Annotated in this window: 26 protein-coding genes and 3 pseudogenes; 2 read left to right on the top strand and 27 right to left on the bottom strand. The window is 54.2% G+C overall.

The window, feature by feature from the left end:
- Positions 1-19: 19 nt before the first annotated feature.
- From DWY76_RS11900 to DWY76_RS11890, 3 genes are read right to left on the bottom strand one after another with little or no spacing between them, the layout of a single operon-like run.
- Positions 20-937: a HAMP domain-containing sensor histidine kinase gene (locus DWY76_RS11900; protein WP_120081438.1), complete on the bottom strand. Its 918-nt coding sequence runs from the start codon at positions 935-937 to the stop codon at positions 20-22.
- 5 nt (positions 938-942) lie between these two features.
- Positions 943-1,635 carry a response regulator transcription factor gene (locus DWY76_RS11895; protein WP_120081437.1) on the bottom strand — a complete coding sequence of 231 codons (693 nt, stop codon included), beginning with the start codon at positions 1,633-1,635 and terminating at the stop codon, positions 943-945.
- Complete coding sequence (locus DWY76_RS11890; protein WP_120081436.1) at positions 1,628-1,816, bottom strand: helix-turn-helix domain-containing protein; 189 nt, start codon at positions 1,814-1,816, stop codon at positions 1,628-1,630. The genes DWY76_RS11895 and DWY76_RS11890 overlap by 8 nt, the downstream gene beginning before the upstream one ends.
- Positions 1,817-1,963: 147 nt before the next feature.
- Between DWY76_RS11890 and DWY76_RS11885 the strand changes: the two genes are divergently transcribed.
- Entirely contained in the window at positions 1,964-2,329 is a 366-nt protein-coding gene (locus DWY76_RS11885; protein WP_207665856.1) for a helix-turn-helix transcriptional regulator, read from the top strand.
- A 169-nt stretch (positions 2,330-2,498) separates the two neighbouring features.
- Here DWY76_RS11885 and DWY76_RS11880 read toward each other — a convergent pair whose 3' ends face one another.
- From DWY76_RS11880 to DWY76_RS11760, 24 genes and pseudogenes are all read right to left on the bottom strand, one after another.
- Positions 2,499-3,914, bottom strand: coding sequence for a relaxase/mobilization nuclease domain-containing protein (locus tag DWY76_RS11880; protein ID WP_120081434.1), 1,416 nt, complete (start codon positions 3,912-3,914; stop codon positions 2,499-2,501).
- Between the two features lie 79 nt (positions 3,915-3,993).
- On the bottom strand, positions 3,994-4,284 hold the full coding sequence (locus DWY76_RS11875) for a CD1845 family protein (protein ID WP_120081433.1): 291 nt from the start codon (positions 4,282-4,284) through the stop codon (positions 3,994-3,996).
- 175 nt (positions 4,285-4,459) lie between these two features.
- Positions 4,460-4,801, bottom strand: a complete 342-nt coding sequence (gene mobC / locus DWY76_RS11870; RefSeq protein ID WP_015564333.1) for a plasmid mobilization relaxosome protein MobC — start codon at positions 4,799-4,801, stop codon at positions 4,460-4,462.
- Positions 4,801-4,983 carry a DUF4316 domain-containing protein gene (locus DWY76_RS11865; protein WP_003500078.1) on the bottom strand — a complete coding sequence of 61 codons (183 nt, stop codon included), beginning with the start codon at positions 4,981-4,983 and terminating at the stop codon, positions 4,801-4,803. Before DWY76_RS11865 ends, mobC begins: the two co-directional genes overlap by 1 nt.
- Positions 4,984-4,995: 12 nt before the next feature.
- The gene (locus DWY76_RS11860) at positions 4,996-5,586 is read right to left on the bottom strand and encodes a hypothetical protein (protein ID WP_227618033.1); all 591 of its coding nucleotides are present in this window, start codon (positions 5,584-5,586) and stop codon (positions 4,996-4,998) included.
- A gap of 132 nt (positions 5,587-5,718) precedes the next feature.
- Positions 5,719-6,120 carry a cysteine-rich VLP domain-containing protein gene (locus DWY76_RS11855; RefSeq protein WP_015567060.1) on the bottom strand — a complete coding sequence of 134 codons (402 nt, stop codon included), beginning with the start codon at positions 6,118-6,120 and terminating at the stop codon, positions 5,719-5,721.
- Positions 6,121-6,318, bottom strand: a complete 198-nt coding sequence (locus DWY76_RS11850; RefSeq protein WP_005927616.1) for a hypothetical protein — start codon at positions 6,316-6,318, stop codon at positions 6,121-6,123.
- Positions 6,315-6,962: a DUF4366 domain-containing protein gene (locus DWY76_RS11845; protein ID WP_120081431.1), complete on the bottom strand. Its 648-nt coding sequence runs from the start codon at positions 6,960-6,962 to the stop codon at positions 6,315-6,317. Before DWY76_RS11845 ends, DWY76_RS11850 begins: the two co-directional genes overlap by 4 nt.
- Positions 6,949-7,215: a DUF4315 family protein gene (locus tag DWY76_RS11840; protein ID WP_005927622.1), complete on the bottom strand. Its 267-nt coding sequence runs from the start codon at positions 7,213-7,215 to the stop codon at positions 6,949-6,951. The genes DWY76_RS11845 and DWY76_RS11840 overlap by 14 nt, the downstream gene beginning before the upstream one ends.
- A 22-nt stretch (positions 7,216-7,237) precedes the next feature.
- Positions 7,238-8,905 carry a C40 family peptidase gene (locus DWY76_RS11835; RefSeq protein WP_120081430.1) on the bottom strand — a complete coding sequence of 556 codons (1,668 nt, stop codon included), beginning with the start codon at positions 8,903-8,905 and terminating at the stop codon, positions 7,238-7,240.
- 279 nt (positions 8,906-9,184) lie between these two features.
- Positions 9,185-11,452: a VirB4-like conjugal transfer ATPase, CD1110 family gene (locus DWY76_RS11825; protein WP_120081460.1), complete on the bottom strand. Its 2,268-nt coding sequence runs from the start codon at positions 11,450-11,452 to the stop codon at positions 9,185-9,187.
- Between the two features lie 79 nt (positions 11,453-11,531).
- On the bottom strand, positions 11,532-11,918 hold the full coding sequence (locus DWY76_RS11820) for a PrgI family protein (RefSeq protein ID WP_120081428.1): 387 nt from the start codon (positions 11,916-11,918) through the stop codon (positions 11,532-11,534).
- 44 nt (positions 11,919-11,962) lie between these two features.
- Entirely contained in the window at positions 11,963-12,616 is a 654-nt protein-coding gene (locus DWY76_RS11815; RefSeq protein ID WP_120081427.1) for a hypothetical protein, read from the bottom strand.
- 9 nt (positions 12,617-12,625) lie between these two features.
- Positions 12,626-13,267 (bottom strand): septation protein SpoVG family protein, encoded by a 642-nt coding sequence (locus DWY76_RS11810; protein WP_015567066.1) that lies wholly within the window; start codon positions 13,265-13,267, stop codon positions 12,626-12,628.
- A 42-nt stretch (positions 13,268-13,309) separates the two neighbouring features.
- A complete protein-coding gene (locus DWY76_RS11805) occupies positions 13,310-14,176 on the bottom strand; it encodes a VirB6/TrbL-like conjugal transfer protein, CD1112 family (RefSeq protein ID WP_005927637.1) in 867 nt (288 codons plus the stop codon).
- A gap of 40 nt (positions 14,177-14,216) precedes the next feature.
- Positions 14,217-14,312, bottom strand: a pseudogene (locus DWY76_RS11800) (Maff2 family protein); the annotation flags it as partial.
- Positions 14,313-14,399: 87 nt separating this feature from the next.
- Positions 14,400-14,729, bottom strand: a pseudogene (locus DWY76_RS11795) (DUF4368 domain-containing protein); the annotation flags it as partial.
- Between the two features lies 1 nt (position 14,730).
- Positions 14,731-15,681 (bottom strand): annotated as a pseudogene (locus DWY76_RS11790) (type IV secretory system conjugative DNA transfer family protein); the annotation flags it as partial.
- On the bottom strand, positions 15,678-16,148 hold the full coding sequence (locus DWY76_RS11785; protein WP_120081425.1) for a PcfB family protein: 471 nt from the start codon (positions 16,146-16,148) through the stop codon (positions 15,678-15,680). The pseudogene DWY76_RS11790 and the gene DWY76_RS11785, both read right to left, overlap by 4 nt.
- 91 nt (positions 16,149-16,239) lie before the next feature.
- The gene (locus tag DWY76_RS11780) at positions 16,240-17,289 is read right to left on the bottom strand and encodes a hypothetical protein (protein ID WP_120081424.1); all 1,050 of its coding nucleotides are present in this window, start codon (positions 17,287-17,289) and stop codon (positions 16,240-16,242) included.
- Positions 17,290-17,303: 14 nt separating this feature from the next.
- Positions 17,304-18,017 carry an antirestriction protein ArdA gene (locus DWY76_RS11775; protein WP_007887903.1) on the bottom strand — a complete coding sequence of 238 codons (714 nt, stop codon included), beginning with the start codon at positions 18,015-18,017 and terminating at the stop codon, positions 17,304-17,306.
- A 4-nt stretch (positions 18,018-18,021) separates the two neighbouring features.
- A complete protein-coding gene (locus DWY76_RS11770) occupies positions 18,022-19,107 on the bottom strand; it encodes a DNA cytosine methyltransferase (protein WP_120081423.1) in 1,086 nt (361 codons plus the stop codon).
- Positions 19,094-19,450: a hypothetical protein gene (locus DWY76_RS11765; protein WP_055247181.1), complete on the bottom strand. Its 357-nt coding sequence runs from the start codon at positions 19,448-19,450 to the stop codon at positions 19,094-19,096. Before DWY76_RS11765 ends, DWY76_RS11770 begins: the two co-directional genes overlap by 14 nt.
- A 309-nt stretch (positions 19,451-19,759) precedes the next feature.
- The gene (locus tag DWY76_RS11760; RefSeq protein ID WP_120081422.1) at positions 19,760-21,148 is read right to left on the bottom strand and encodes a ParB/RepB/Spo0J family partition protein; all 1,389 of its coding nucleotides are present in this window, start codon (positions 21,146-21,148) and stop codon (positions 19,760-19,762) included.
- 263 nt (positions 21,149-21,411) lie between these two features.
- On the opposite strand from DWY76_RS11760, the gene DWY76_RS11750 reads away from it, so the two are divergent.
- Positions 21,412-21,594, top strand: coding sequence for a hypothetical protein (locus DWY76_RS11750; protein ID WP_005924684.1), 183 nt, complete (start codon positions 21,412-21,414; stop codon positions 21,592-21,594).
- The last annotated feature ends 67 nt before the right edge of the window (positions 21,595-21,661 follow it).

Raw genomic sequence — 21,661 nt, 5'->3', positions numbered from 1 at the left:
CATAAAGACGGGAGCCCGCTTAACTCTCCAAAGGAAAAAGTAACATAAATTCAGTTCCTTTTCCCGGCAAACTTTCAACTGTTATACTCCCACCCATCTTTTCTACAAGCTGATGGACAATAGAAAGACCAAGACCGCTTCCTTTTTCAGACCGTCCTTTGTCACACTTATAGAGCCGTTCAAAAATGTGTTTCAAATCTTCCTTCTCAATTCCCACTCCATTATCCGCCAGCAGCAGCTCCATGTTATTTTCCTTCTTTGACAGGGCAATTTTGATTTTGTCTGCATGGCTGTGAGCGATTACATTTTGAATGAGATTATTGACAATCCTCATATAGCTGTCCATATCCAATCTTACCCGGACAGGCTGTTCGGGAATATCAATGTCATAATCAACCTGTTTATCCTCAAAAATCGGTATCCAGTCAATCAGGATATTTCTTGTCAGCTCTGCGGCCTCAACGCTCTGGATCTCCAAAGCAAACTCGTTGGAATTTAACTTGAACCAGTCAAAGAGCACATCAATATATTCTTTCAGATCATGGGCTTTCCGACGGGCGGTTTCAATATAATCATCCCGGTCTTTTCCTGTGACCAGTCCTTTGTGTGCAGCGTCAAGATACCCAAGCAGAGTAGTAAGGGGCGTTCGCACGTCATGGGAAAGGCTCGTCATAAGTTGGCGGTTGGTTTCTTCTGTCTGCCGTACAGTTGAAAGTCTGCTTTCATAGGCCACAACGATCTCATTGATTTCATAGGCAAGAGGTGCTGTCAGTTCATTTGTTGCAGATAGAATACGCCGGTTGCCATTTCCGTTTTTCACATCAACCAGCACATCGGTCATTTCTGCTATTTGTTTTTTTACACGCCGAACGAGAACGATGGAAGTCAATACAGCCACAACAGCAATCACAATGGACAAGAATACGATAATTTCCATGCTGACTACACCTCCTTATTAAACCGGTAGCCAATCCCTTTGACCGTTTGTATATACTTTGGGCTTGAAGGATTGACTTCTAATTTTTTACGAAGCCGACTGATAATCGCCATAATGTTACTGTCATCATAGAAATATTCTTCGCCCCATACTTCCTCATAAATCTGCTGTTTGGTCAAAATTTTCCCTTGATGTTTTGCACAGTACAGGAGCAAATCAAATTCCTTTGGGGGCAGTTCAAAAGTGCCGTTTGATGTAGTAGCAGAACGATTTTCAAGGTCAATCTGCAATCCGTCAAAATTTAGCTTTTGTATGGCTCCAGCTTGCTGATTAAAGCGAGTGTAGCGGCGAATAAGAGACGCAATACGGGCAATCAGTTCATCCATATCAAACGGTTTTGTAAGATAATCGTCCGCTCCGGCCCGTAAGCCCCGTACTTTAGAAATACTGTCATTTTTAGATGTGAACATCAAAATCGGCAAGCTGTACTCCTTGCGAATTTCTTCCAGCGTTTCAAACCCGTCCATGCCGGGCATCATCACATCCAGCACCACAAGCTGGTATTCCTGCTCTCTTAATTTTTGTAAGCCCTCTTTTCCGGTATTACAAAAATCAGCTTCTATGTTTTCTGCTTGTACGCTACGTTTAATCAAAGCGCACAGTTCTCTGTCATCATCTATAATCAGGATTTTATTCATGGTGCAACCCCTTCCCTTGTTTTGTCCTTCCGTCAATCGGCTTTTCTGCGTTCTTTGGGATCAGCCAAACACCAGCCATCTTTACAGCGTCGGGGATACGCCCAGCAGCGCAATAATAATTTACCCTACGAGGTGTCACGCCCCACTTTTCGGCGGCCTCTTTCAATGTCATATAGTCCATTTCGCACCTCCACAGAGTACATTATAGTTCTTTATCTCGAATAGTACAAGTTGGAGGCTGCATATTGATGAAATGAAATACTACTTTATGTAAAATCCCATTACATTCTCATAATCCAACCCGAAATGTACAATGATATAGGGTGATATGAGAATGAACCAAAATGAAAGAAGGTTTGACTTTCACGGCCTCGGGGCGGCTCTCAAACGGGCCAGAGAAGAAAAGGGCTGGACACAAGCCTATGTTGCGGAATTAGTAGACCGTGACTCCCGTACCATTATGAATATTGAGAACAAAGGTCAGTATCCCAGCTTCGATCTTTTTGTTAAACTCATTACCATGTTTGACGTTTCAGTTGACCAGTTTATTCATGCGGACGGAGGGGCACAGACAAGTTCTTGCAGAAAACACATTGATGTGCTGCTAAACTCCATGAACGAAAAAGAGCTTGTCGTGATAGAAGCCACAGCCGAGGGCATTAAGAAAGCCAGAGAAACGGAGGTTCCAGAATAAGGGCCTCTGTTTTTTTGCGCCATTTTAGGGACTGCCGCTAAGTGGCAAGCAATGCCTCTGTGGCCACAAGTGGCACAAAGGCGGCTTGTTGGGGCCCGCCCCAAACCCGTATCTTCGGGCCAACATGGCCCGAAGTGTCAGCGTCGCTTTGCTCCTTGTTTTCATAACCTTAACGCTCCTTTTCCTGCTTTCGTTCTGGCTCGGTGTAGCCCATCAGAGTGTCAATGTTCGCCTTGATTGTGACGATCTCCTGCATATCCCGTCGTGCCTTCTGGTATTCTCCATAGAGCTGTTTTTTCTTTGCTGTGAGCTTGCGGCCTTCCTCCTTCAGCACATCCATTTTAGGGAGCTTCGCCCCGCCCAGCAGAGAGCGCATTTCCGCTTGTGCAGCCCGGTACAGTTCAAGGTCGGCCTCATGCTCCGCAAGGAATTTCCGGCTGTACTTCGTCGCCTTATACTGCTCAAAGACCGGACGGGTTTTGGCATACTGAACCGTTGCGGCCTTTAGCCCGGCATTGGTTTTCATGGCCTGTTCCGTCTGCTTGATCTGCTCGGAAATGGCATGGAAACGGTCTGCCGCCTCGGTGGCTTTCTGTGCCAACTGCTCATAATCGGTCAGTCCATTGTCCTGTATATAGGCAAGGGCAGCGGCCATCTGCTTAATGTTAAATACCTTCGCCCAGCGTTCATATCCCGGCCCCTTACCGGCAGCCAGCTTTGCTTGAATATCCACCGCCAGACTGATTTTCCGTTCCGAGCGCCCGGGGCGTTTTTCTTTGCCCTCAATGGCAGACAGAACATCTTGCAAGTCGTAGCCGTCCCCCAGCGTGGAGGCACGCAGACGGGTGAAGCGTTCCTGTCCCTGCCCGGTCAGCCGGAAACTGATACCGCCGCCCCGAACCGTCTTGACCTCATATCCGGCCCGCTTCATCAGATTGAGAAATTCGTCCAGATCAGCGGGGCGTTCCGCCAGCGCAGTATCAATGGCAAGGCGCAGCCTGTCCTGATAGGAAAGCGGCCCTTTCCGGTCTTTCTGCCACTCCCCATAGTTCCGATACTTGCCCTTGCTCCGGGGCTTCGGGTTCTCCACGATGGACAGCCCGTTTTCAAGGCACAGCTTGTCAGAGAGCCGCCGAAGGGCGAAGCTGGAGCCCCAAAAGTTTCGGAATTTCCGGGTGCAGTCAAGGGTGGTGGAGTTATAATAAATGTGACAATGGATGTGCTGGCGGTCTGTGTGCGTGGTAACGATAAAAGCGTGCCGCCCCTTTGTCCAGCTCATAGCCAGCTCATAGCCGATACGGTTTGCCTCCTTCGGGGTGATCTCGCCCGGATAGAAGGATTGCCGTATCTGATAGCACAGCACATTATTTTCTTTCTTCTGTTCCCGGCCCGTCATAGCGGCATAGCTGGCCTTTGCCAAAAGGAACTCGTCCGCCACGGTGGCCGGATCACATTCATAAGCGGAGATGTACTTTCCGCTTTCTGTTTTTTCCGGGTTCTTGCCATAGTCCAGACAATCCCGGATAGCCTCAGCAATCGTTTCGCCTTCGCCCGCATGGCGCTGCAACAAAGCTGTAGTAGCCAAAAATCATCCCTCCTTTCCATAAGAAAGAGGCGGCCCATTCAGACCGCCCCGACTTCGGGCCAGTATGGCCCGAGGCTGCTTAACTTTCCAGAAACCGGTACAGAGCGGATTTGCCTCCGTCCAGCGCCCAGAGAAGGGAGCCCGCCGTCGCTTGCAGTCCATACGGCGAAAGAAGGAAGGCAAGAAATAGAAATACAATCCCTCCTATGGGCGTCGGCGTGAAAAAAAGAGCGACACCCAGCACCGCCAGGATCACAGAGGCAATCGTCAGCAGGACGGCACAAATCTCAAACAGAAACACCAGCAGAGCCGCCAGAAGGGACAGCGCCAAAGCAAAGGGAGCAACCAATATTTTCAGCAGTATCTTCATCTTCAAAACCTCCTTTATCTATCCTTTCTACCTCTATTTTATCATGCCTGCCCGGGGACATAAATGTTGCGAAAGATTAGTAAATTCTGTCCTAAAACTTCGGGTCATACTGGCCCGAAGTGGTAAAAAAAGAGCAGGGCGGCAAGCCCTGCAACGGAAGCCTGCCGCCCTCGTCTTACTTTGCCACCAGCTCGGAAAGCTCCCGCAGCACCTTTGACACCTCGCCCCACAGCTTTTCATAGTCCCGCTTCAATCCGTCGATTTCCTCCGGGTACACGCCATAGGTGTGTGCGTGTATGGCAACCTGATTGAGATTGTTAGAACAGCGCCGTTGCAGAGAGATCAGCTCTTTTACGGGCGCAAGGTCGATGTGCAGGATATACCCATTCAGAGCCATTTTCCGTACATAAGCCCCGGCGTTGGAAATGCCCACCTCAGCCATCCGTTCATGGATGGCTGCCAGCTCGTCCGGCGTTACCATGACGTGCAGATGGACATTCCGCTTGCGGTTCTCCATCAGCGTTCCAGCTCCCGGCCTTTCCGGCGCTCTTTGGGCTCCTTTACCTTGTCCAGCGGCTTTGCGTCCAGCTCCGGGGGCGTGGGTGGGATGGGCGTATTGTTGGGTACGCCGTCGATCATGTTGCAGTTCTGCTCCGTGGAGAGCTCGGCGGTTTTCAGATAGTTGTCTTTTTCGTGCATGGCGATCCTCCTTTATCGTTCCTCATGGTTTTGATGGCTCCGCTTCTGGCCAGGCTCCTTCGGGGGGTCCTGCCCTCTGGTTCCTTCTTTGAGCCGGGCGGTAATGGATGGGCGCACCCGGTCAAGATTGCCCGGTGCTGGTTTCAGTTCATAATCCTCCATCTGCTTTTCGGTCAGCGGCTTTGCGTAGGTCAGTTCGCCCCATGCCATCAGCCTGCCGTCTGCCACAGGACGCCGCCTGTCATCGTCGTAGTTGACAATGGAAAGAGGCTGGTTATCCGGCGGCTTCGGGTAAGTTCCTATGTCCACGGGTCGCTGGGTGGAATAATAGCGGTAAACGCCCTCCGGTCCCAGCTCGGTATGCTTGACCGCCGCATGGTAAAGCTGCTGATAGTCGTCCACCCGGCGGTCAAAGTCCCTCTGCGCCCACGCCTGACTGGTTCCATAGCGGCCCCAGTAGTAATCCCGATGGCCGTTTTCCCCCTCGGTAAACTGCCAGGTCACAAAGGGGCTCGGTGCTCCCGGATTATGCCCCAGCGCAAAGCCGTGTCCGGTTTCAAAGGTGGCAGCTTTCAAAATCACATATCCTTGTACTGTCTCCAAGAGATCCCTCCTTTCTGTGCCTCGGGCCAACATGACCCGAAGTGCTGGATGTTACGAAATAAGAGGGCAGACCGGGGAGGAATGTAATAAGATATTCCCACCCCGGAAACACCCTCAAAAAAGCCCGGAATGTCAAGCCTTTGGAGGCGGCAAATCGTAACAGCCGCCCGGCCTTTTCTCCCGCATTTTCCTCATGCGTTCCCGGCTTTTCCGGCGGTTCCCTTCGGCCTTGCAGGCGTCGGAGCAGTAGGCTTGACGCCCCTCGGGCAAAAATGCCTTTCCGCAGACCGCACAGGCCCGCAGCTCCGGGGAGATGCCTTCCGTTGTCAGCGCCGCTTGAAGCTCCGGGTCAAGGGGCAGGACAGCCTCACGGAAATAACGGCAGTACGCCCCTGTCCAGCACTTGTGCAGCATATAGCAGGCACAGTCAAGAGGAAGGCACAGGCCGCTTTCCCGGTCATAGTTGGCGCACATCCCCGTGACAAGAGAACGGATTTTCTTCTTCTCGTCACGGGTCAGCTCCCGGGCGTCCATTTAAGACTTCGGGCCACGATGGCCCGAAGGGCGGGGCTCCACGATCAGCGCCCGGAACTTCTTCCGGCACTGTTTTTTCTTTCCTTTGCACTCCTTGTAATAACGACATCCCTTACAAGGGTCGTCATTGTCCCAGCCGGGGTGCGGTACTTCCTTCATCATTCGTTCAAAAGGGCTGCTTGTAAAATTCATTCTCATTCCTCCGTATCTTCCTCCCACGGCGGGGTATCTTCGTCCTCGGGTTCCTCTGCGATCTCCTCCAGCTCCCCGTCCTCATATTCGCAGTAATCATCTTCCAAATCCGGGGCCTCATGCTTCGGCTTGTAAATCTTGAAATAGTAACCAATCCCACCGCCGGCCAGCACCACCGCACCGATCAGGAGCAGAGAGAGAAGGGGGCTGTCCTTTTTCTCCGGCTCGGGGTCCGGTATTTCCTCCACCGGTTCGGTGGGCTTTGGCTCTGGCTCCGGGGTCACTTCTTTGGGCGGTTCCTTGCCCTGTTCAGCAAGCGGAAGAAGGTCGTCTACGGTAACGGTATTGAGGAAATAGACGTTCTCGCTGGTTTTCTGCTTGTCGATCACCAGATAAAACACGCTCTCGTCTGCTGTGGTGATGGTGTAGAACTCTTTACCGTCCTCGTCGGTGGCGTTGTCCACCACGGTTCCCGTCCCGTCCGGGGTAAAGGGGTTCTGGGTTTCCGGCTCCGCTTCGGTTTCTGCCGGGGCGGGAGCTGTCTCCGGCTGCGGCTCGCTGCTCTGGGCGTAGGCCGGGACCGTAAAGATCAGGCAACACAAAAGGCTGGCAGCCATCGCCGCCAGCCTGCGAAATTTAGTTTTCTTCATGGGCTGTGTCCTCCTTTTCGGGTGCCTCCGGCTTCGGGTCAGTATGGCCCGAAGCGGTAAGGCTGTTTTTGGGGTCATTCAGAAATGCCATCAGCTGGGCGGGCGTCAGTTTAAGGGAGCGCACCGCCTGCACGATCTGGCTGTTTTCTTCCTCCTGTTTCTGCTTTTCCAACTCCCGGATTTTGGCCTGCCACTCAGCAGCCTTCTCCCGTGCTTTTTCCAGTTCCTTATCGAGCTTGTCGATCTTGTTCATGCAAGGACTCCTTTCCTCTGGCTCACAAACGCCCGAAGGCATAGAAATGTGTCTGCCAGTAGCTTGAATTGATGTTTGCGTATTGGATGGGCGAACCACAATGAAGCATCATCCCGCCGCCCACATAAATCCCCACATGGGATACAGGGCCGGGGCTGTCATAGGTTCCCGTGAAAAAGATAATGTCGCCGGGCTTTGCCTCGGAGGGGGAAATGATAGCACACTGGTTGTAAATGCCCTGCGCCGTGGTACGGGGCAGGTTGTGGACGCCGCTGGCCGTGTACACCCAGCAGACAAAGCCCGAACAGTCAAAGGAGGTGGACGGGCTGGAGCCACCCCATACATAGGGCCAGCCGATGTACTTTGTGGCTTCTTCCATGAGCGCCGCAAAAGCCGGGTCATCCAGCGCCTCGCCGGGTATCTCATAGCTGGGGCCGGTATCTTCACCGCCGTTGTAAATCCCTTCCCACAGATAGGGCTTGTTGCCTTTGAGCTGCTGCATAACGGTGTAGATTTCCCGCTGCTGTTCGTTAAGCCTCGGCAGGATCACGGCGGGCAGCGTTTTGTTTGTGAGGGTCACATTGAGAATGTAATACTCATAGGGGACTTCCTCGGTGGTGGTTTCCCCGGTCTCCGGGTCAGTGCTGGTTTCGGTGCGGTAGCGTATCTCGACTTCCTCCGTCAAGGTCAGCTCATACTGTGCCTCGAAGATTTCCCGCAGTTCGTCCTGCACCTGTTCCCGGAAATACACATGGTACTTTGCCGAGAGATAGGACGCCAGCTCATAGGGGTTATGGCCGATCTCGTCCACGGAATAGCGGTACTCGTCATAGCTGGGATGGGTGCTTTCGATGTTCGCTACCGTCTGCGCCAGCTCGTTTTCCAGCGCCGTGTAGTCCTCGTCCACCCCCAGCAGGTCCGTATCCTCCGAGGCGTAGGAGGTGCCGGATAACGCATTGGCAAGGCCGCTGCCAAGCGTGGGGAAAATGGAACTTACCGCCGACACAAGAAAACAGAGCAGCAACAGCAGGAGCAGGATCAGCACCGCCACAGGATGACGGGTCACAAACTGTGCCGCCCGACGGGTCGCAGTTCCCGAAGCGGCAGCGGTTTTCTTTGCGACCTTTGCGCCCTGTTTTGCAGCCGCCTTTGCTTCTTTGGAATACCGGCGTTTCAGTTTCCATTTCTGCTGCACACGGGAAAGCGGATTGCTGGCAAGCTCCGGGTGCTCGGAGGCCATCTTCTGAAAATCCATATTGGCCCGGGCTTTTATGTCCTTACGTTCCCACTTTGCCACCTTCCGGGCCGGGTGCTCCCGGTATCTCCGTTTGGCATACCGGGTCAGTTTCCGGGCTCCGGCCTCGGCCACAAGTTCCGACTTATGGGCTCCTTCCACACCCACATTTTCATGCTCAACTTCGTGTATCTTGTTGTGGACATAGAACCATGCTTCTGTACGGGCTCCCCGGACTGCCTTTTTTGCAAGCCCCGGTGGTTTCTTCGCTGCCCGTTTTGCCTCGGTCTTGTCCAGTTTCTCCCGGGCCTTTCCCAGCTTTTCCCCGGCGTGTTCCGCTTTTGCCTGTGCTTTCTGGTACTTATCCTTTTTGCTCCCGGCCTTCTCGGCGGAGCCCTCCGGCTCCTGTGCCTTGCCGGTATCCTGCGGCCCGTCCGCTTCATCCTCCTGCCTCATGCGGTCAGAGGGACGGCTTTTGCGGCTGTCCTCTTGAAACTTGCCGCTTTTGGACTTCGGGCCATCGTGGCCCGAAGGACTGTCCTGCCCGGTATCCTCGTCCTCAAACCGCAGGCGTCGGGACAGTGCGGGGGAAGGTCCTTCCCGTTCAGCCGGTCCGGGGCGATTGCCCCCGGTATCCTCCGTCGGCCCCGGCCTTTGAAAATTCCGTTTGTCCGGTTTCTTTTCGATGATGTATCCCTCCTTTCCAAACCTCGGGCCAGCATGGCCCGAAGTGTGTTATGCCCGGTTCATTTCCTGTTTTTTGTCCTCCGGGCGGGTGGTCATAATGGCGTACAGCTCGGTATTCTGCGGGAAGCGGTCAACAAACGGGATGGTGGTGTTTCCGAAGAACAGCAGTCCTTCGCCGGAATTGGTATGGGTCACATAGGAAAGCTGATGGGGGCTGATCCCAAGCTGTTTGGCTAAAATCTGCCGGTCCCCCTGTGCCTGCGAGAGAAGCACAAGGAAGTCCGAGTTTTCAAAGATGTTCTCGATCTCCGGGCTTGCCAGAAAATCCTTCACGTTCTGCGTTAAAGCACTGGGAACGCACCCTTTTTTTCGCAGCATTTTCCAGATCGCCACACAATAGCTTGCCGTCAGACGGTCACGGAGCAGCACATGAAATTCGTCGAAGTAGCACCATGTAGCGATACCGCGCAGGAAATTCATGGACACCTGCGAGTTTACCAAGTCCTGCATAATGAGCATAGCAATCGTCCGAAGCCCGGCACCCAGCTTTTTTAAGTCAAGGCATACCAGACGGCGGTTCAGGTCCATATTGGTTTCATGGTTGAACACGTTAAGGGAACCCGACACATAGATTTCAAGGGCAGTTGCCAGCCGTACCGCCTCGCCCTCCGGCTGGGAACAGAGCAGGTCATACAGGGTTTGGAGGGTCGGCATTTTGCTTGTTTCCGGGTCCTGCAAGTGTTCCCGGTACATCTGGCGTACACAGCGGTCAATGACGGTCCGCTCCACCGGCTGCAAGCCATCCTTGCCGCCGACGATCAGCTCCATCAGCGACAGGATAAAGTCGGCTTTCAGCGCCATCGGGTTTTCCTCGTCAAAGCTCAGGTCAATGTCCATCGGGTTGATGTGGTGGGGGCTGTCCGGGGCGATCTCGATGACCTGTCCGCCCAGCCGCTTGATAAGGGGCGAGTATTCGCCCATCGGGTCCACCACGATAATCCGGTCACGGGTGGCAAGGAACACATTCACAAGCTCCCGCTTTGCGGCAAAGGATTTGCCGGAACCCGGCACACCGAGGAACAGGCCGTTGGGGTTTTTGAGCTTCTTCCGGTTTGCCATGATGACGTTATGGGAAAGAGCGTTGAGCCCGTAATAGACGGCTTCGCCATCCATGCGGAGCTCCTGAGTCATAAAGGGAACGAAAATGGCCGTGGAGCTGGTCGTCATGCCACGCTTGATCTCAATGCCGTTATGACCCAGCGGAAGGCTGGAAAGAAAACCGTCCTCCTGCTGGAAGTCCAGCCGCTTCAAGGTGCAGTTGTATTTCTGGACGATACCCGACACCGTGAACAGGTCATTGTCCAGCTCCCGGCGGGTCGGGGCCATGTTTACCACAAGGAAGGTCAGCAGGAACATTCTTTCATTCCGGCTCTGTAAATCTTCCAGAAGGGTCTTTGCGTCGTTGCTGTACGTTACAAGGTCGGGCGGAAGTATGTCCATGTCGTACCCGGACCGGGCTGCCTTCTTTTGTTCCTCCACCTTCATCTTGTCAATGTCGGAGACTTTGGCCTTGATGGATTTTACGGCGGCGGCCTGATCGACGGTCTGGATATGGAGGGTGATGGTCATTTCCGCATCCATTTCCAAAAGCTCCGCCAGCAGCTTGTCCGAGAGCTCCGAGGCCAAAATCTGCAAGTAGGAGGCGGCGCCCCAAGTCGTCCCCACCCGGAACAGACGGCTGAAACGGAAGTCGAAGCTGTCCGGGGCGATAAAGTCTTTGGTGGAAAGCCCGGTTTTGGGGATCATATCCCATGAAAACCGGAAGGGGGAGCCGCTGCCGGGGTGGAGCTGCCCGTGAAGAAGCTCCAGCCGTTCCAGCCCTGAAAGGGAGCGGCACTTGACGCCCAGCTTTTTGAAGTTCCCGCAAATGTCCGCCTCTACACGTTCCAACCTTGCCCTGGCGGTGGAAAGGTCGTCCACGTTCACGCCGAAGGTCAGGAGCTTTGTGCGAACAATGCCGTTGTTGCTTTTGGCGATCTGGTTTTCCAGCATTTCCACATACTCACACCGGACGCTGTTGTAATCATCGTCCTGCATGGGGATGTTCACGCTGTACCGGCTGCCCGGGCGGCTCCGGTGGTTGAGGAAGGAAAGCTGGAACGGAAGGCTGCTGTCAAAGTAGTTGAGGCAGGCGCTCCACCCGTCAAAGATGGCCGCCTGATCTTCGGACTGTGCGAGCTGATAGTTGATGTCCTCGTATTCAATAGTTTTGGTGTAATAGCGGTCCGCTACCCGGCACACCCCGTCCCGGTACATTTCCCGGTAAGGGAGGGTCTGCTGGGCGGTGGTGGGAATGTTCTTTCCTTTCGTGAACAGGCCGGTAAGGCCCTGTTTTTCAGGCTTTCTGCTTGCGGGCTTTCCGGCCCTTCTGTTGTTTCGCAATCGGCTGCGCCTCCTTTCTGGCGCTAAGCAGCGCATAGAAGTTTTCGGTTTTGTAAGGCCGCACACGGGGATAGAGGAACCGGGTGCGGATGATGTTTTTCAGCACTTTTTCCAGCGGCAGACCGTCTCGTTCATACATAGCCAGAAAGAAGAACGGGAGCATGAGGCCGATCATCAGGAACATGGCGGCACTGTTCCCGATACTGCCACGGGAAAACAGGTAAGCCGGGAGGCCCACCGCCGCCGCGCTGGAAAAACAAACAAGCTGGCGCTTCGTCAGATTGAAGGCCAGCTTTGTCTTGATTTTGGAAAGGTCTTTTGGTACTGGTACATAGGCCATTTTGGTACACCTCCTTTATTGCTTCGGGCCAGCATGACCCGAGGTTATCTTGCGGCCTCTTTGGCCGGGGCTGTGCTGCGGGCAGCTTCGGCGGCCTCTCGTCCGCTCTGCCTTGCCCGCCAGTATTCGGGGTGATACTGCCGGATGGACTGATTGAGTTTTTCTTCAAACTGTCCTTTGTCCTTAATGCGGTCAGGGATTTTCCACAGCTTTTTGTCCAGCAGCTCCCGGAGCACTACGCTTTCCTGTGCGTCCTCCTCATAGCAGATATAGCCCTTGTCCTTGAAGCCGCATTTTTTGGCCGCTGGGGAGAGAACGGCGGCTACCTCGTTTGCCACCATCGTTCCGCCGTGGCTGGCGGTAGATACCAGAAACACCCCCGGACAGAGGGTTTCACAATTCTGCACCTCGCCCCACGGGGAGCTTTTCGGCGCATGGAACATTCCGCCCGTCCGGCTCCGGTCCGCCTGCATGAGCGCCGCCTTTTCCAAGATGGCTTTCAGTTCTGGGGAAAAATAGGCATATTCCCGAAGAACACGGGCAGCCTCCCCGCCGCAGGCGTTCATCAACAGGGTATAGGCGTCGCTGTCCGCTTTGGTACAGCAGCCCAGCAGTTTTCCGTCGTAATAGCAGGCCGCGTCATAGCCCGTCCGTTTGCGTGGCATGGTTCCCGCCTCCTTTCTGCTTCGTGCCAGCATAGCCCGAGGTCAACGCTCTGCACTGCGGCTGGGCTTTTCCTTCGGAGGCCGCTCTGCCTTTGCCTGTTCGGCAGCCGCTTTTCCGGCTTTGAGCTGGTCGCTGATGGACGCACGCCCCACAGAGCCGCGCTCCGCCATCTGTTCCAGCTTTGCCTCATAGGCTTGCAGAACAGCAGTATTGAGCTGTTCCCGGAACTCCTTTGTGACAGGGTAGGCCATATCCCGATAGCCGCCTTTGCCGTCCGGCTGGCTGGGCATCCCAAGAAAGAGACCCTTGCTGCCCTGTACGATTTTCAGATTTTCCACCACAAAGCAGTCATTGAATTTCACGCTGGCAAAGCCCATCAGATTTTTCACAGGTTCGATGACCCGCACGCTTACATCCAGCTTCAACGGTGCGGCCGGGGTGGTGTTTGCAACCTTTTCCTGCATGGTTTCCTCCTTTCCGGCGGGAACAAGGTTCCCGTCCTTGTAGTCATAGCCTTCCGCCCGGAGTGCCGCCAGCGTGTCCGCCGATACGCACCCGGACAGTTTCAGATCGGTTTCCACCATAAAGCGCATGGTGTCTGCTTTAGAAAATTCTTCGGGGAGCTTTCCATAGAAAGCCGGGTGCGGCTGTCCGTCCGCACCCTGTTTGTAACGCCGAGGCATACCGCCTCCTTTCCGCTTCGGGTCAGCATGGCCCGAAGTCTCTTAATGGCAGCCGAAGATGGATTTTGCAAGACTGCCTGTTTTGAATAAGGTAAAACACAGCAGCACCGTATATCCCACGCAGCCCCAGATCGCCCCGATGGGGTCGCCGTCGGTGGCGATACTCTGGATCAGCACCGCATAGATGGCGACACAGACTAAGATCAATAGACCTTGAAAGCCCACCGCAAAGAGGGAGCGGAAATAGTTCTGCCCCATGTGTCCGGTTTCCCTGTTGGGGACTGTGGCAAACGGGATAGGCGCTAAACTTGTGAGTAAATAAATTTCAATCATACGGCCATATACGATGACGAAGATCACGATGTTTAAGGCAATCATGGTAAGCTGGATCAGGAAGGACTGGAGCCAGAGTCCGAACAGAGGGCCTAACTCCATCGCCTCAAGCTCTGTCCGCAGACTGTCCAGCACATCCGGCGTGATCTCTGTCCCGTTCTGGATAATGCCCGCTGACTGCTGTATCACATGCTGGCTCACATCAAAGACCGCCAGCACGATATTGAAGGTATTCGTCAGGATCATCACAGCCACAAAGGTTTTGAACACCCACTTAAAAAACATCCATGTGTCAACTTCATGGAGGTTGTTGCGTTCTATGAGCATCTGTATCAGTTCATAGGTCATAACAAAAGTGAGGATGACCCCGGCGATTGGCAGAATGGCAGTTTCGGAGATCTGTCGTATCATGGAAAAGACCCCGGCGTTCCAGTCCGCCGGGGTCGTGCCTACCTGTGTGGCGATCTCGCCAACGCTCTGATTGACGTTATCGAAAAGGCCATCCAGATTTCCCATGATACCATCGACGAGCAGACCTTTCAGCCATTCAACGATTGCGTCGATGATAAAGTCCATACATCAGCTCCTTTTCTGGAAAAGGGACAACGGGTGACACTTAGCTGAACAGGCCGGACAGCAGAGGGATAAGCTGAAGGCCGATCAGAACGACACCGCCGCCCGCCATGAGCTGCTTAATGCCCTGTGATTTTGCTTATGTGTGATAAAGAAGTAATAGAAGTGTAAAAAATTTTGCCTTTCCTATCCGATACTTGCCTTTGGTATCGGATAGGGCGGGCGGTCATTCGGGCAAGTCCACCTTGCCAACGAAAGAATAGTAAATCTCAATGTCCTGTCTGCGTGTGCCGTTTTCATCGTAGCTGCACTCATGCACAACGATTTTCTCTACAAACTCACGTAAGAGGGTGTGGGTCAGTTCTTCAAAGTTCATGTGCTTGCGGACAATGTTCATAAACTTTTCTGCGTTTACGGTAGCTTCCTGTGCTTTGGAAAGCTCCGCCTGTATTCTGGCAACACGCTCTTTCAATTCCTGCTGTTCGGCTTCATAGTCTGCCGAAAGCTCCGTGAAACGCTCGTCAGAAATGCGACCGCTTACGCTGTCCTCATACAACACCGCTGGCGAGCTTGTATTTCTTATACTGCCTCACGGCGAAGTGCTGGGGGCTGCGGCGTTCCAGCCCGTCAAACATATAGTCCACCGCATTTTTGAAGGTTTCGTCATCCTCCCGGACTTCCATGCTGTTTATCATTTCTACCAGCGTATTCATGTTGCGTTCTTCCTCCGGCCCCTCAAAGACGATGTAGGCCACAAGGGCGCAGTACAAGAGGGTTTCAGCTTTAGTCCAGAACTCGTCGCCCTCCTTGCCGTCGCCTTTGGTGTTGGCGATCAGAGCAGTAACGAATTTCAAAACATCGCTTTCCGTCTTGATATAGGCCAGCGGATTGTAGTGCATGGATTTTGAAAAGTCGATACTGTTGAACACCCGCACCCTGTATTTCTCCCGTTGCAGAAACCGCCCGCACTGGTCGAGGGTGCCGCCCTTCGGGTCTACCACCACATACGAGGAATGGGCTTGAAGGAGCTGCGGGGTCAGCCAGAACCTTGTCTTTCCCGAGCCGGACGAGCCGATGACACAGGCGTTTAGGTTCCGGGCATTGGCGGGAATCTTCGGGCGGGTGTTCATGGTAAGGAACTCCGTCCCGGTCAGAATGACATTGTTCTGAAATTTAGGGTCTACAAACGGCTTTATATCCTCCTTTGTTCCAAAGCGGGCGGTGCCGTACTCCGCATCCCGCCGGAATTTTTTCGCCTGCCTGATCTTTGACTGTATCAGCAGATACACCCCAGCCGCACCGGCAAGGCCCACCAGCAGGTCAATACCGCCCAGCCCCGGCCAGTAGGTTTCAAAGGCTTTGGGGAAGGTATCGAGCATCCCCATGAGCTTTGTCCCGAAGTCTGTGCCGGGGGCGATCCGGTAGGCCGTCCCGATTTTGGAGAAGAACCAGAACACAAAGAGGTACGGCAGGTTTGGGAGTACATATTTTCTGATCTTGTCACTCAACGTCCGTCCTTCACCGCCTCTCTGGTCCGCTGCTTTTCCTTTGCCTGCGTCCTGATCTGCTCCGTGAATTTCCGAAGCTGACCGAGGATGGAAGCCTTGTCCTGCTCTTTGTTCAGCACCTTTGCGCTGTACTTCTGGAAGGCCGCCGTGATAGCGTCCGCCTGATTGGCTTTGAAGAACAGCAGGTAATGGCCGGGGCTCACTTTATGGAAAGCGTAGTCCACATGGAACTCCTTCGCAATCCGGTCAAAATCCTTTGGGGCTCCCACATAGGGCATGGCGCTTTTGCCGCCATAGTGGTTCATCAGCTTTTTTACGCTCTGGCGTCCCTGCGGGGTCAGCGCTTTCCGGTGGTGCTTTTGTACCGCCCGCGCTACCTTCCCAAGAGCGGTAGCCAGCACTTTTCCCGTGAGCTTCGTTGTCCTGATCGAAAGGGCAACCGTTTTTTGGTTTACTTCTTCCTGCATAAAACCTCCTTTCCGTCGGGGTTCCCGCTATCCGGGAGGCCCCCGTACAATCTCGGGGAACAGAAAACCTCGGGCCAATGTGGCCCGAGGCTTACCGCTCGGCATCTCTGCCGGACGGAGCTTTCTTTTCCGGCTCCGTCTGGACTTTTTCGCCCTGTTCCCGCATGGTCTGCAAGATAGAGGGCTTCTTTTGAAGCTGGGAGGGCTTTTCGCCGGACAGCGGCTTGATACATTCCAGACGGTCAGCCGCCCGGATGGCGTTGTCCGTGAGCTGCCTCTGCCATGCGCCTACACTGGGAGCCCAGCGGAAACCGCTGCTTTTCAACTCGGCCCGGGTGTCCGCGTCAGGCTTTCCATCAAAGAATACCTGCAAGCGGTTGTCCTCCCGGTTCATTTCCACACGGCCCCCGTCGAACTCCCAGCCGGAAAACTCCTGCTGTGCCTGTTTGGAGAGCTGTTCGATACGCGTCTTTACCCGGCGGATCTCCGCATTGTTGTTGGTAAGCTGGTAGCTTTCAAAGGGCCTCGGGTCGCTCCGCCAGTTTGCCGCCATGCTTGCTTTCAGCTTTTCGATCTGGTCAGGCGACAGCAGCGCACAGCCATCCAGCTTGCCATGCTTGCGGTAATAGGCGTTGACCTCCTTCATAATGAGCTGGGAGCGTTCCAGCCCGTCCAGCTTCTTCTGGAGCTTTTCAATCGCTGCCGGGTCATCGGCGCTGATCCCGCCCATGCCGGTACTGCATATCTTATCCAGCAGCCCTTGAATATACCGCCATTCCTCCATGTTGCTGTCCCGGGCCCGGTTCTGTTTTTCCTTCTTTCCCACCGGGAAATTGGAAGGCCCGGCGATCAGCACAGAGGGAACCCTCGCGTCAATGGCAAAGCCTTGGTTCATGTTTTCGGCCAGCTTGCGGGCGTAGGTGTCTAACAGATGGTCGATCTTCTCATGGTACATGGGGTCCACCCGGGATTTCTGCTGTTCCGCTATGGCGGCGGCCTTGTCCACCATTGCCCGGTATTCCGCCGTTGCGCTCCCTTCCTTGTAGTCGGAAAAGCTGTTCATTTCTTTTGCCCGGCGGGCGGCCCCTTCATTGATAGGGTAATAGTTGATGGTATGCACCTCCTTCATGCTTCGGGCCATGCTGGCCCGAAGTCTTACCGTTCTTCATGGGAAGGCTCCGCCTTGTCCTTTTTCGGAGCGGGCGGGGCTTCTTGAAACCGTTTGAGTGCAGCGAGAATGGAGTGGACAGGCTCGGCCTTTTCAGGGTAGGCAAATATCCGGTGTTCCGGCGGAATGTCCTGCGGCCCGTGGTAATACTCCTTGAAGCCCTTCGGGACTGCCGAGACATACCCACCGGGAGCGAATACGCCGCCCTCGTTGATACGCACATCCCGTCCGTATGCCTCATAATCGAAGTAGTTCTGAATATGCTCCGGTATGTCGATAGTCCCAAGCTCGTCGGCGTAAAGACGGCCCAGCCCTTCATCATTAGAAATATCCGGGTAAAAGCGGTACAGGTCAAGGTTCTGCGTCAGGTTTATCAAATCCTTCACGCTCCTTGTGTGGTTTCCTAAGACAAGAGCGGCTTCAAAGGTTTCCAGTCCGCCCTTATCCCGTACTTCCAGCAGGGCGTGGCCCAGCTCGTTCAGCTCGTCGATGTTCTCACATTCGTAGAGATGATCGTAGAGCCCCAGCACATCACTGTCAAAGCTGGTAAAGAACACTTCGCTGTACCGTTTTCCGTCTATCCCGATTTTGGCAAGGGCGGCCTGCAACTCCTGTGTCGTCATGGGGAAATGTACCGTTGTCCCTACCTCGATCCCCATTAAGGGGTATAGGGCTGTATTGGTTATATAGGCTTCAAACATGGGCTCATTCCTCCTTTCCGGCCCGGTCAGCCAGCACCTCATAAATCCCGGCCATAATGTAATCGGCGCAAGGGAGGGCAATCGCATTTCCCAGCGCCTTGTAGCGTTGCAGAGGCCGAATCTCCACGCCGTCCGCCCCGTACTTTGTCCAGCCCTCTGGCAGCCCCATCAGCCGTTCGCTTTCTGTTTCCGTCAGAAAACGGATACAGCCGCCCTCCGGGTCGCCCTCATACCAGAAGGCAAAGGGCGTTACATCACTGGCTAAAAGAGTGGGAAAAGGGTCAGTTGGTAATCCGAAGCTGTTTCGGAAGGCCGTTTCTTCCTGCCTTTTTGCCGCTCCCCGCATACGGAAGCACTGAAAGGGGTGGATGACTGGTATCTGCCGCCCTGTTTCAAAAGAAGCTGTTCGATCTCTTTCGGCGGCGGCCCGCCCGCCCTCTCCGCAAGGCGGAGGAAGTGGGAGCATTGGACGGGGCTTAAATAGTATGTCTGCGGCACGTCTGCCTCCAAAATCCGCCACGACGAAAATCCGCTGCCTTCGTGCCAGCCTTCGGGAGCCTGCCCAATACTGGGCGTCCATGAGCCGCCAGCACACATCAGGCGTTCCCCCTCGCACCATTCCGGCGTTTCCCCATCTTCCCGAAGGAGGCATTGGAACTTCGGTGTCCGAGAAGGCGGATAGGACGGCTCTAAAGTCCATCCGGTCATTTGTAGAAAACGCTCCCATGACGTTTTCCCAAACAGCGATAGCTGGATATAGGTTATCAGTAGCATCCCTCATTTCCTGTATGATACGAAACGCCTGATAGAACAGGCTTGATTTTGCCCCAGCAAGGCCGGAGCGGTTGCCGATCAGAGAAAGGTTCTGACAGGGAGAGCCGAAGGTTATCACATGGACCGGCGGGATTTTCCCGCCGTCCACCTTCGTAATATCCCCCAAATGCGCCATATCGGGAAAGTGCCTTTTGGTTATGGAGATGGGTGCTTTTTCAATCTCGCTGGCCCATACCGGACGGATACCGCACCGGGAGGCGGCCAGAGGGAACACGCCAATCCCGTCGAAAAGGCTTCCCAGCTTAATATCCGGCATGGCCCGGGGTGCCGTGTCCCTTTACGGCAAGCACCCCTTCCAGTGTGGTCGCCGCAATGCCCAGCCGCCCGGCAACCGCAATATCGTTTTTCACATCCTCGTCCACAACGCTGCCGCAGACGATCAGGGTATGGGAGCGCCGCAGCATATCCCGGCGCATATCAATCCCGGCCTTATGTTCCTCGGGAACGCTGTCATTCAAAAACAGCGGCAGGTACAAGAGCGGGCAGATCGGGGAAAAGCCCGCCTCATAAGTAAGACGGCAGTAGTGGGCCGCCAGCTCCATATCAACATCCGGCTCGCCGCTCCATGCGGCAGTCAGGTATGCTAAAGGTCGTTTCATTGGTTGAGCCTCCATTTCTGTTTTGGTTTAGGGAAAAGCAAGAGTTCGCCCAACCCCTCCGCCCCTTCCCCCGGGAAGGGGAACGGCTCTGGAGAATTTATATCCCCGTCGCTTGACCGGGAAAAAGCATAACCGGGAGAAATCCGTCAAGGGTGCCTCTGGCACCGCCTGCGGCGGCGCTGCCCTTGACTGATTTTCCCGGCTATGCTACGGAATAACTGGCGACGGGGAATAATTTATATCTCCAGAGCTTCGGGGCGCGGGGCAGAGCCCCGCAATCCTCGGGCCATGCTGACCCGAAGTTTGGGCTTACTTTTCCTGTTCGGTTTTCTTCTCCGGCTTTTCGTGTTCCTTCTGCTGACCCTTCCAGTCGTCCAGCAGCTTGATGATCTGGTCCTTCATTTCCCTCGGCGTAGTTTCCTTGCCGAAATACTTGCTCAGTTCCGCACCTGTCAAAATCACTTTGTCTACCTCCTTTTTGTCCTCCATCATAATGCCGTCGATCACATCCCCGTTGAGCAGCTTCTTTTCGTCCAGCTCACGCATACGCTTTGCCTGCGCCTGTGAAGGCGAGGACTGCTGGCTGTCAATGGCAACGGCGATATAGTTCTGGTTCTTTTTGCTGACATAGGAAAGCTCCACCGCCGTAGTAAAGCCCAGCTTTTTTTCATCCATCAACTTCATCAGGTCGGGAACCAGCTCATTGAGACGGATATACCGCTGCACCTGCTTGACCGCCATCTTATTGCGCTCGGCCACGATCTCGTTGGAGCGTTTGCCAGCGTCCTTCGGGTCAATCTGGCCCGAAGTGCGGGAGCCCTGGTGCTTGATGGCCTCAAGCTGCATTTTCAAGGCTTTGGCCCGCTCACTGGGGAGGATTTCTTCACGCTGGTTGAGATTGTCCTCGACCATCTGTGTGATGGCTTCATCGTCTGTCAGGTTTCGGACGATACAGGGCATATCCGCATACCCGGCAAGCTCGCTGGCTTTCTGGCGGCGGTGGCCGGACACGATCTCATAGCCGCCATCCTCACGGGGACGGACGATAGCGGGCTGAGTCACGCCCTTGTCCTTGACGCTGGACACCATAGCCCGCATTTCTTCATCATCCCGGACTTCAAAGGGATGGTTTTTGAAGGCGTAGAGCTCGTTCAGCTTGATATAGACGATTTGCTCCTTGCCCCGGCGTGGTGCATCCTTCGGCTTTTCGGGTTCCTTCGGAGTGGGAGCGGTCTGCACCGTTGGAGCCGTTTTTTTCTCCGGTTCCTTTTTGACCGCCTTTTCCGGTTTCTGTGCGGGAGTTTTGGACTTCGAGGCTGCGTCCTTGTCCTTATCTGCTTTCGGGGGACGGCCCCGGCGCTTCGGCGGTTCCGGCTCTTTGGGCTTTTCCTGTTTTCCCTCAGCCTTTTTGGGAGCCTCCGGCTGCTTTTCCGGTTTCTCCACTTTTGCCGGGTCAGGCTTTTCCACGCTGGGAGCTGCCGCCCGTTCCTCTGCTTTCTTTTCTTTCATAATTTCAGCGAAGTTATAGACAGAAACCTGTGGGTTCTTTACCTCCGGTTCCGTCTTTTTTTCCGGCTCCGGGGAAACGGAAACCTTCTCCGGCTCTTTTGGGGGAGCGGGAGGCGTTTCCTTGCCCGGTCCGGTATCCGTTACCGGCTGTTCCGACGTTTTTGTGGTTTTATCATCTGCCATAAGCATTTACCTCCTGTTTTTTGGCATGAAAAAAGGGGCTCAACTTTTCAGTCAAGCCCCCGTGGGAAGTTCCTCCTTTCTCCGCCATGATACAAAAATACCGCCCATAGTCTCGTTTGGGCGGTACTTTGTGTAAGATTGGCAGTCCATTATTAAGTTTTTTATTATGTTCCCTTTGTACACCGTTGCAATAAAACAAAAAGAGAAAAACGAATAGAATCCATCCATTCCTTTCCGTATTTGCACCACATGAATGAGGAGGTCTGCCCTTGAACAAAGAAAAATCTGAGAAGAAGCCCACCACACGCAAACGTGCGCCGAGAAGTCCGAAGTCCGTGCGCCTGATCGTGGAACGCCATTATATCGGCAATGTGCCGATGAATACGCTTTTTCAGCGGCTTGCGGAAGAAGAAATTCGTAAAACTGCCGAATCGTATCTCGCCGCTGGTTAATTGGACGTTTTACTGCGGAAAAGGGCTTGCATCATCACGCAGCATCCGCTACAATGTGATTGATGAG

This window comes from Faecalibacterium sp. AF27-11BH, from assembly GCF_003603005.1.
Classification (GTDB): Bacteria; Bacillota; Clostridia; order Oscillospirales; family Ruminococcaceae; genus Faecalibacterium; species Faecalibacterium taiwanense.
The sequence above is the reverse complement of the archived record's forward strand: the minus strand, read 5'-3'. Positions and strand labels throughout refer to the sequence as shown.